We start from the raw sequence: 9,692 nt of genomic DNA on the forward strand, positions 1-9,692 counted from the left end.
GGTACCGAACGCGGACGGACCCCTCAGCCCGTGCCGTCGGCCCTCCCGTCGACCACGACGACCGTCCCCGTGGCGCCGTCGACCCGCAGCAGGTCCCCGGTACGGATCACGGTGGTGGCGTCGCGCACGCAGATCACCGCCGGTATCCCGTACTCACGGGCGACCGTGGGACCGTGCGCGATCGGTGAACCGGTCTCGGAGACCAGCCCGGCGGCGGTCATGAACAGCGGGGTCCAGCCCGGGTCGGTGGTGGGGGCCACGAGGATCTCACCGGGTTCGATCCGGGCGCCGGCCGGGTCGAGGACCACGCGGGCCCGCCCCTCGGCCCGCCCCGGCGCGGCCGCGATCCCCGGCAGTCCGCCCCGCGCGGCGGGCGGAGCCGGGAGGGTGGCCTCCACGTCCGTGCCGTCGGTCAGGAGCGTCCCCGGAACGGTGCGCCTGCGCAGCTCCCGTCGGTGGACGCGGCGGCGCTCGGCCACCAGGTCCCGCTGGTCGGTGCCCTCCACGGCCGCGCGGACCTCGTCCACACGCAGGAAGAAGACGTCGTCGGCCCCGGTCAGCCGTCCCTCGTCCGCCAGGTCCGCCCCGACCAGGAGCAGTTGGCGGCGCATCTCCGCGAACGGCACCAGCCAGGCGAACTTGGCGTACTCCCGCATGCCCGCGAGTTCACGGGAGCGGCGCATGAGGAAGACGGCGATCGCCCCGCGCACCGGGCGGCTCCGCACGGCCCGGGGTCCGAGCTCCGCGAGCGTGGCCTCGGCGGCGGCCCGGGCCCGCTCGAACCTGCGGTCCGGTGCCTGTTCGGGGTCTTCCAGCCGGAGGTAGTTGGCGACCGTCCCGAACACGGGGGCGGGGTCCTCGCGCCAGCGGGGGACACCGATGTCCACCTCGGCGGCGGTCCGGTGACCGTAGGAGTCCAGGAAGGCGTCCAGCCCGATGTCGGGGAGCTCCCCGCGCAGGTACCGGGCGGAGAGCTCCTCCGGAGGCGTGCGGGTGAACAGGTCCCCGTGGGTCCGGGCGCGCTCGGCGACCCGCCACAGGGCCAGGTCCATCTCGGTGGTGACGTTGTGCGGCAGACCGCCCAGGACCGTGTCGGTCTCCTCCTTGGTGGCGACGCCGCCGAGCAGGGCCGCCGGGACGGTGCCGGTCACGATCCCGGCGAAGACCGGGCCGATCACCGCCGTCAGGTCCCGGCCGAGCATCGCGTCGAAGGCCGGTCCGTGGACCCAGTCCAGCCGTCGTGCCGCGCTGGCCCCGGCGCCGGGACCGCGCACGGTACGCAGGCGGGCCACGGCCCGGTGGGCGCTGGCCCGGGCCGCTCGGGGCCGGGCCAGCGCGTACCCGACGCCGAGCGCGGCGGAGGGCAGGACGCCGCCGACGATCCTGAGCACCGCGGACGCGGAGAACGGCAGTCCGGGGCGGGCGGCGAACCGCGGGTCGTCGAGCGCGTGCTCCACCGCCGCGCGCACCCGGGGCCCGTAGACGTCCATGCTCCGGGCCACCCTCCCCCGGAGCACGGCGCTCCGCAGGAAGGGGGACAGGTCCGTGTACAGCCGACCGCCGACACCGATCATGAGGGGGTCGGGGTCGGTGGCGTCTTCCGCCCCCGACCACCAGCGGGTCCACACCTGCTGGAGCAGGGACAGCCCGAGCGGGGTGAAGGGGCGCAGCATGCCCTGCATGTGCCCGGTCTCCATGTAGAAGCGGGGCAGGTCGGGCAGGTCCTGCGGGGGGAGGGGGAAGAGCGTGGTGACGGGGCGGGACTGGAGCAGCCACAGGGTGCCGTCGCGGTCGTGGGCCCACTCGACGTCCTGCGGGGAGCCGAAGAGCGTCCGGAGGCGCCGCCCGGCCGCGGCCAGCGCGACGACCTGGGCCCGGTTGAGACAGCCCCCGACCTCTTCCGGGTCGTGCCCGTCGTCGACCGTGTAGTGGTCGGGTTCGACCGAGCCGTCCACGACCGCCGTGCCCGGTCCGCGCACCGCGTCCACCACGGTGCGGGTCCGCGTTCCGGTGAGCGGGTCGGCCGTGAACATGACCCCGGCGGTGGCGGAGTCCACCATGCGCTGCACCACCACCGCCATGCCCACGTCGGCCCGGGCGATCCCGTTGGCCCGGCGGTAGGCGACGGCACGTGCGTTGTCGAGGGAGTCCCAGCAGCGACGGACCGCGTCGACGACGGCGTCCGCGCCCTCGACGTCGAGGTAGGTGTCCTGCTGTCCGGCGAAGCTGGCGTCGGGCAGGTCCTCGGCGGTCGCGCTGGAGCGCACCGCGACCCTGCCTCCGCCCATCGCCTCGTAGGCCCGGACGACCCGCTCGGCGGGCACGGTGCCGGACGCGTACGCGGCGGTGGTCACGCAGAATCCGGCAGGGACCCGCTCCCCGGCCGCGGCCATCTCACCGAGGTTGGCTGCCTTGCCTCCCACCAGCGGCACCATGTCCCGGCGGATCCGGTCCAGCCCGACCACGTCGTTCGAACCCATGCGTTGGGTCTTCCCCGAACCGGACCGGTTCCACCCTGGACGGGCGGAACAGCTGGTCAGGCGGCTCGGCGGACCAGCGCGCGGACCTGCTCGGGGAACTCGTAGGGGGCCAGGTGCCCGGCCCCCTCCAGCACGTGCAGGTCGGTGTCCAGGAACCGTCGGGCCGGGCCGTGCAGGCGGGCCGGGGAGAAGAAGGCGTCGTCCGAGCCGGTGGCCACGATGACGTTCCGCTTCTGCCAGGCGAGCAGGGACTCGGTGGGAAGCGGCCCCGGGGCCAGGCTGGTCCGGCAGCACCTGCCGACCATCGTCATCCACGCCGCGAACGGGTGGACGGGGTGGCGGAAGTCGGGACCGCTCATGAAGTTGAGCAGCCTCGTGCTCTTGTCGTCGCGCGGGCCGATCATCCAGGGCAGGGTCACCCGCATCAGCTCGGGCGGGGTCGCGGCGCCGGTCAGTCCCGCCGGGTTCACCAGCACCATCCCTTTGACCAGGTCACAGGGCTTGGAGGCCAGGGCCACCGCCGCGCCCAGGGAGTGACCGAGCACCACCGCCGGGCGGTCCACCAGCTCGGGCAGCACCTCATCGAACCATCCGCCGTACGCCTCGGCACGGTGTCCCCGGGGGCGCACACCACAGCTGAGCCCGGGCTGTCCCGGCAGGTCCACGAGGTAGACGTCCCGTTCCTCCGTCATGTCGGAGGCGGGCGAGGCACTGAGCGCGCTGTTGAAGTTGGTGCCGCTGAGCACCACCACGGGGGTCCCCGGGCCACCGGGCATCCGGAAGGCGCGCGTGGGGCCGATCGACGTGGTGATCTCCGGCAGGAAGACGAGGTCGGGGTACTCGTCGAGCCGCTCTCCGCACCATCCTCGGATGGTGCGCTCCGCGAGTTCGGAACGGTAGACACGAGCTCCGTGAGGAGTGGTCTCCGGCATGGGCGCACCTGGTTTCGGGTAGGGGTGAACGCTTCGCCGACCAGTCTTCCCGGCACACCTGACCGGTCACTCTACGCGCGTTCCCCCGCTCCGGCCAACCGTGGGCGGGTTCTCGCGACCGCGTCAGCGAACCTGGGCATACTACCTGTTCAGGGGCTATATTGATCGGAGCGCTCTGGGCTCGTTGGTACCACCTGTCCCCGGTGAAACATGGCCGGAACTGGACATACGCGTCACCATCAACGAACATGGGCGCGGCGCCACACGCGCCAATGGTGTGCCGGGAAGACTGGTCGGCGTCCCTACGACCCATGTCCGGAGCACGCCGCGATGACCACGACCAGCACCAGCCCCTCGCGCGCGCTGCGCAGAAGCCGGTTCGGTGAGCGCCACAAGCTCCCGGTCGGGAACCCCCGCCCCCACGGCACCAACGGCTACACCACCTCGTGGGGCACCAACGCGCACGGCGAACTCAGTTCCTGCCCCCCGGGACCCGGCTGACCGCGTCCCTCCGACGCGTCCCGCATCCGCTCCCCATCCGTGTCGCCGCGCGCACCGCACCGGCCGCCCCCGGGCCCGCCATGCCTCCGTCGCGCGGCACAACGCCGTGAAAGGACAGTGGCTGGTGCTGCTGCTTCTGATGATCGTGCTCGCACTGACCGTGGCGAGCACACCCTTACTGGACAGACTGCTGGGACGTAACGCGGGCTGGCCCGTCGCCGCCGTGTTCCTCGGCCTCGCCGTGCTGGTGGCCGCGCAGGCCCCGCAGGTGCTGGGCGCCGGGGTCCCGCTGGAGTTCTCCCGACCCTGGATGCCCCAGATCGGCGTCTCCCTCCATCTGCGCATGGACGGACTCGGCTGGCTGTTCACCATGCTGGTGACCGGCATCGGCGCGCTGATCATGGCGTACTCGACCCGGTACTTCCCGCCCGGCCGCCGCCTCGGCTTCTACTTCCTGATGTCCCTCTTCGCCCTGGCGATGACGGGTCTGGTCCTGGCCGACGACGTGGTGCTGCTCTTCGTGTTCTGGGAGCTCACCACCATCGCGTCCTTCTACCTGATCGGCCTGTCCGGGGTCTCGGCCAGCCGACCGGCGATCCGGACGTTCCTGCTCACCGCCATGGGCGGCCTCGCGCTGCTCGCGGCCGTGGTGCTGCTCATCGTGCGCACCGGCACCACCCAGCTGAGCGCGATCCTGGCGGACACGTCCTGGACCCAGGACACCGGGTTCGCGTCGCTGGTGGCCGTCCTGGTCGCCGTCGCCGTGTTCACGAAGTCGGCGCAGTTCCCGTTCCACTACTGGCTGCCGGACGCCATGGCGGCGAGCACCCCCGTCAGCGCCTACCTGCACGCGGCGGCGATGGTGAAGGCCGGGATCTACCTGGCCATGCGCTTCACGCCCGCGTTCGGTGACCTGATGGTGTGGAACACCCTGCTGATCACGCTCGGTCTGACCACCGCGGTGATCGGCGCGGTCTTCGCCCTCCAGCAGCACGACCTCAAGAGGCTCGCCGCCTTCTCCACCGTCAGCCAGCTCGGCTTCCTGGTGGCGGTGATCGGTGTGGGCACCCCCGCCGCCCTGGTCGCGGCCGCGGTCCACACCGTGGCGCACGCCCTGTTCAAGTCGGCGCTGTTCATGGTGGTCGGCCTGGTCGACCACCAGACCGGCACCCGTGACCTGCGCCAGCTGGGCGGTCTGCGTCGGCGGATGCCGGTCACCGCGACCGTCGCCGCGCTGTCCGCGCTCTCCATGGCGGGCATCCCGCCGCTGCTCGGTTTCATCAGCAAGGAGAACCTCTTCGAGTCGCTGCTGCACGCGCCCGGCCCGGCGTGGTTCGGCCCGGTGGCCGGCGCCGTCGCCGTCGCGGCGGCCGCGTTCACCTTCGCGTACTCGTTCCGGTTCGTGTACGGGGCGTTCGGGGGCGAGCCGAGGGGCGAAGCCCGGGAGCGCACCGCGACCGAGGCGCGCTCCAGTTTCTGGTTCCCGGCGATCCTCGCCTCCCTCGGCGGGGTACTGCTCGGTCTGACCGTCCCGGCCCTGGATCCGCTGGTCAACGAGGTGGCCCTGAACGCCACCCACCAGGCGGCCGACGCGCACCTGCTGCTGTGGCACGGGTTCAACGCGGCGCTCGGCATGTCCGCGCTGGCGATCGGCCTGGGCGCCCTGCTGTCCTGGCGGAGCCGTTCCGGTGAGGCCCTCGCCGGGCGCGACCTCGTCCCGGTGACCGGGGTGCGGGTCTTCGAGGCCCTGTACGACGGGATCATCCGAGCGGGCAGGCGCACCGGCGACCTCACGCGCACCGACTCCCCCGCCTTCCACCTGGGTGTGCCGATGGTGCTGATCATCGCTCTGGCCCTGGTCACCGTGGTGTTCCGGCTGGACCTGCCCTCCCCGGCCGGGGAGACCTCGCTGGGCCTGGACTGGCTCCTCGTGGGGCTGATGGTCGTCGCCGTCGGCGCCGCCGTGGTCACCCGCTCCCGGATGGCGGGACTGGCCCTGGTCGGCGTGGCCGGGTTCACCGTCGCCCTGTGGCTGTTCTTCCTGGGCGCCTTCGACGTGGCCCTCACCCAGCTGCTGGTGGAGATCCTGACCGTGGTCGTCGCGGTACTGGTGCTGCGCCGCCTGCCGCGCCGCTTCCACGCCGTCCGGCGCCGCCGCACCGTCCTGACCGCCGCTATCGCGATCGGTGCCGGTCTGGCCGCCGGTCTGGGCGCCTACGCCCTCACGGGTCGGCGCGAGCTGTCGCCCGTGGCGGAGTACCTCCTGGCCCACGCCCCGGAGGACACCGGCGGCACCAACGTGGTCAACACGATCCTGGTCGACTACCGAGCGCTGGACACCCTCGGGGAGCTCACCGTCCTCGGTGTGGCGGGGCTGATCATCATCGCGGTGATCCGGTCCAGCGACCTGCTCCCGGTGCACTCCTCGCGCCAGGTGGTCGTGGGCCCGGCCAACGCCGCGCACGACCCCACCGACAACACGGTGCTGATGCGCACGGTCGGCCGCTTCCTGATGCCGCTGCTGGTCATCTGGTCGCTGTACCTGCTGTTCCGTGGCCACAACGAGCCCGGCGGCGGGTTCATCGCGGGTCTGGTGGGCGGGGCGGGCTTCGCGCTGACCTACCTCTCGGCCGCCAGTGACCGGGCCGCGCGCATCCGCCTGGCCTACCCGGCGATCATCGGCACCGGTGTGCTGGTGGCCGCGTTCTCCGGGTTCCTCGGCTACCTGGAGGGCTCGTTCCTCAAGCCGCTCCACGCGGAGATCCCGCTGGCCTGGGGTGACTACTTCCACTTCACGACCGCGTTCGTCTTCGACGTCGGCGTCTACCTGGCGGTCGTGGGCGTCCTGCTCACCGCGCTCAACGAGCTGGGGCTCGAACGCGGCGGGCCGGGCTCCGACGGCGCGGTCCCGCCCGGGACCGACACGACGGTGCCGCCGGACACCGACGCACACGACCCGGCCGACTCCACCACGGGAGGCAAGCGATGACCCTCGCCATCACCATCGGCGTCATGGTCGCCGGAGGCGTCTACCTGATGCTCCAGCGCGGCATGGTGCGTATCGTCCTGGGCCTCATCCTGGTCGGCCACGCCGTGAACCTGCTGATCATGTCGGCGGGGGGCGTGTTCCGCCGGGACCTGCCGCTGCTCCAGTTCGGCACCGCGCCCACGGCGGCGGACCCGCTGCCGCAGGCGTTCGTGCTCACCGCGATCGTGATCGCCTTCTCCATCGCGATCTACATGCTCACCCTCGCCGCCTCGGGCAGCGACGACGACACCGAGGACGCCTCATGAACGCGGCGCTGCTGCCTCTCTTCGTCGCGGTCCCGCTGGTCGGCGCCGGACTGCTGATCGTCCTGAGCCGGCCCCTGTGGCTGCGCCGGATCCTGCTGCTCCTGCCCACCTCGCTGTCACTGCTCGGCGCCTCCGGGCTGGTCTGGCTCACCCGGGACGGCGCGGTGTTCGCCCACAACGTGGGCCTGTGGCAGGACGGGGTCGCCATCCCGTTCGTCGTCGACGTCCTCAGCGCGCTGATGCTGTGGACCACCTCGCTCCTGGCGCTGGTGTGCTCGGTGTTCGCGATCGCCACCGAGGACGACCGCCGGTCGTTCTTCTCCCCGCTGGTCCTGGTGCTGACGGCCGGTGTGTCCGGTGCGCTCCTCACCGGCGACATCTTCAACATGTTCGTGTTCATCGAGGTCATGCTGCTGCCGTCGTACGGCCTGCTGGCGATGCTCGGTGCCATGGGCAGGCTGCGGGCCGGGCGTATCTACGTCACGGTCAACCTGCTCACGTCCACGATCTTCCTCGCGGGCGTGGCGCTGGTCTACGCCACCGCCGGAACCGTGCACATGGGCGAGCTGGCGGGTGCCGCGAAGGACGACCCGATGGTCGCGGTCGGCATGGGCGTGGTCATCCTCGCGCTGTCGATCAAGGCCGCCGTCGTCCCGGTGCACGGGTGGCTGGCCCGGACCTACCCGGCCGCCTCCCCGGCGATCACCGCCCTGTTCTCCGGCCTCCACACCAAGGTGGCGATCTACGCGATCTACCGCCTGTACGCGCTGGTCTTCGACGGGGACGCGAGGTTCCTGTGGATCGGTGTCGTGGTCTTCACCCTCACCATGCTCATCGGCGTGATGGGCGCGGTCGGCGAGGGCACCACCCGCTCGATCCTGGTGTTCCACATGATCAGCCAGATCGGGTACATCCTGCTCGGCGTCGCCCTGTTCACCGAGATCGGGCTCATGGCGGGCATCTTCTACCTGATCCACCACATGATCGTGAAGGCGTCGCTCTTCCTCTCGACGGGCGCGATCGAGCACACCTACGGGACCGGCGCGCTGGACCGCCTCGGCGGTATCGCCAGGCGGGAGCCGCTGCTGGCCCTGGTGTTCATGGGCGCGGCCCTCTCCCTGGCCGGTCTGCCGCCGTTCTCCGGGTTCGTCGCCAAGCTCACCCTGGTCGTCGCGGCCGTGGACGACGGTCAGTGGACCGCCATGGCGGTGATGATCGCGGTCAGCCTGATCACCCTCATGTCGATGCTGAAGATCTGGGGCGGCGTGTTCTGGGGCCCGGCCCCGGACGAGGACGGGTCCCCCGTCGTCGCCGGTTCCGACGGCGCGGTCGCCACCGCGACCCGCGCCACCCCGAGGATCCGGACGGCGCTGATCGTGCCGGGCCTGATCCTGACAGCCACGACCCTGGGCATCGGTCTGGGCGCGCAGGTCCTGCTCGACCTGAGCGCGCAGGCCGCGAACGGGCTCTTGGACACTTCCGGATACGTCGAGGCGGTGCTGGGACGATGATCCACCCGATGTGGGCACCACGTGTGCTCTGGTTCCCCTTCTACGCGGGCGCCGAGATCGTGAAGACCTCCCTCCAGGTGATGTGGGACATCGTCACCCCGGGCAGCTCGGCGACCCCGGCGTTCGTGGAGGTCCCGGTCCGCTGCCGGACCGACTTCGAGTTCACCCTGCTGGCCAACCTGATCTCCCTGACGCCGGGGACGGTCACGGTGGCCGTGCGCCGCGATCCCGCGACGCTGTGGGTGCACGGGCTGTACGTGACGGACCGCGCGTCCTTCCAGCAGGAGATCCACGCGATGGAGGACCGCGTCCTGGCGGCCACCCGCCCGGCGGGCCCGCCGGAGAGCGTCCCGGCCGAGGGAGAACGGAACTGATGCAGCTCATCGACATCGGCCTGGCCGCGATCGTGCTGGCCATGGCCATCGCCGCCTACCGCATCCTGACCGGCCCCTCTGCCGCCGACCGGGGCGCCGCCTCGGACATCGTCTTCTTCGGCTTCGTGGGGCTGGTCGCCATGCTCGGCTTCCGGCTGGACACCGAGCTGGTCGTGGACATCGTCCTGGTGTGCGCGCTGACCGGCTTCCTGGCCGCCCTGTCCCTGGCCCGTCTGATCACCGGAGGTAAGCGATGAACGCGCTGGATGTCGCCGGGGTGGTCTGCATGATCGTCGGCGGCCTGGTGTTCCTGGTCGGGGCGGTCGGTCTCCTCCGTCTCCAGGACTTCTACGCCCGGCTCAGCGGTGTGGGGGTCGCGGGCGGACTCGGGACGGCACTGGTGCTGCTCGGTCTGCTCCTGCACTACCCGTCCGTGGAGAACGCGGTCAAGATCGGCCTGGCCCTGCTGATCCAGCTGGCCACGGCGGCGGTCGGCGGCAACGCCATCGCCAGGGCCGGCTACCTGACCGGGGTGAAGCCCACCGAGAACACGAGGTTCGACGACCTGGCCGCCACGGAGAAGGACGCGTAGGCACCGGC

General features: G+C 71.8%; 9 protein-coding genes. 7 read left to right on the top strand and 2 right to left on the bottom strand.

Features of this window, described 5'->3' with window-relative positions; genetic code table 11:
- Positions 1-23 precede the first annotated feature (23 nt).
- A complete protein-coding gene (locus ACRWK8_RS17575; RefSeq protein ID WP_431871575.1) occupies positions 24-2,480 on the bottom strand; it encodes a PEP/pyruvate-binding domain-containing protein in 2,457 nt (818 codons plus the stop codon).
- 56 nt (positions 2,481-2,536) lie between these two features.
- Positions 2,537-3,412, bottom strand: a complete 876-nt coding sequence (locus tag ACRWK8_RS17580; RefSeq protein WP_431871577.1) for an alpha/beta fold hydrolase — start codon at positions 3,410-3,412, stop codon at positions 2,537-2,539.
- Positions 3,413-3,742: 330 nt separating this feature from the next.
- Between ACRWK8_RS17580 and ACRWK8_RS17585 the strand changes: the two genes are divergently transcribed.
- The 7 genes from ACRWK8_RS17585 (at position 3,743) to mnhG (ending at position 9,684) form a co-directional block, all read left to right on the top strand.
- Positions 3,743-3,913, top strand: a complete 171-nt coding sequence (locus ACRWK8_RS17585; RefSeq protein WP_378735997.1) for a hypothetical protein — start codon at positions 3,743-3,745, stop codon at positions 3,911-3,913.
- 121 nt (positions 3,914-4,034) lie between these two features.
- Entirely contained in the window at positions 4,035-6,902 is a 2,868-nt protein-coding gene (locus ACRWK8_RS17590) for a DUF4040 family protein (protein ID WP_431871586.1), read from the top strand.
- Positions 6,899-7,207, top strand: coding sequence for a sodium:proton antiporter (locus ACRWK8_RS17595; protein ID WP_378735995.1), 309 nt, complete (start codon positions 6,899-6,901; stop codon positions 7,205-7,207). The genes ACRWK8_RS17590 and ACRWK8_RS17595 overlap by 4 nt, the downstream gene beginning before the upstream one ends.
- Positions 7,204-8,718 (top strand): monovalent cation/H+ antiporter subunit D family protein, encoded by a 1,515-nt coding sequence (locus ACRWK8_RS17600; protein WP_431871579.1) that lies wholly within the window; start codon positions 7,204-7,206, stop codon positions 8,716-8,718. Before ACRWK8_RS17595 ends, ACRWK8_RS17600 begins: the two co-directional genes overlap by 4 nt.
- A complete protein-coding gene (locus tag ACRWK8_RS17605) occupies positions 8,715-9,092 on the top strand; it encodes a Na+/H+ antiporter subunit E (RefSeq protein ID WP_378735991.1) in 378 nt (125 codons plus the stop codon). Before ACRWK8_RS17600 ends, ACRWK8_RS17605 begins: the two co-directional genes overlap by 4 nt.
- Positions 9,092-9,349: an MrpF/PhaF family protein gene (locus tag ACRWK8_RS17610; protein WP_378735989.1), complete on the top strand. Its 258-nt coding sequence runs from the start codon at positions 9,092-9,094 to the stop codon at positions 9,347-9,349. The genes ACRWK8_RS17605 and ACRWK8_RS17610 overlap by 1 nt, the downstream gene beginning before the upstream one ends.
- Positions 9,346-9,684, top strand: coding sequence for a monovalent cation/H(+) antiporter subunit G (gene mnhG / locus ACRWK8_RS17615; protein ID WP_378735987.1), 339 nt, complete (start codon positions 9,346-9,348; stop codon positions 9,682-9,684). Before ACRWK8_RS17610 ends, mnhG begins: the two co-directional genes overlap by 4 nt.
- The last annotated feature ends 8 nt before the right edge of the window (positions 9,685-9,692 follow it).

The sequence above is a fragment of the Nocardiopsis eucommiae genome, from assembly GCF_965344335.1.
In the GTDB taxonomy this organism is placed as follows: Bacteria; Actinomycetota; Actinomycetes; order Streptosporangiales; family Streptosporangiaceae; genus Nocardiopsis; species Nocardiopsis eucommiae.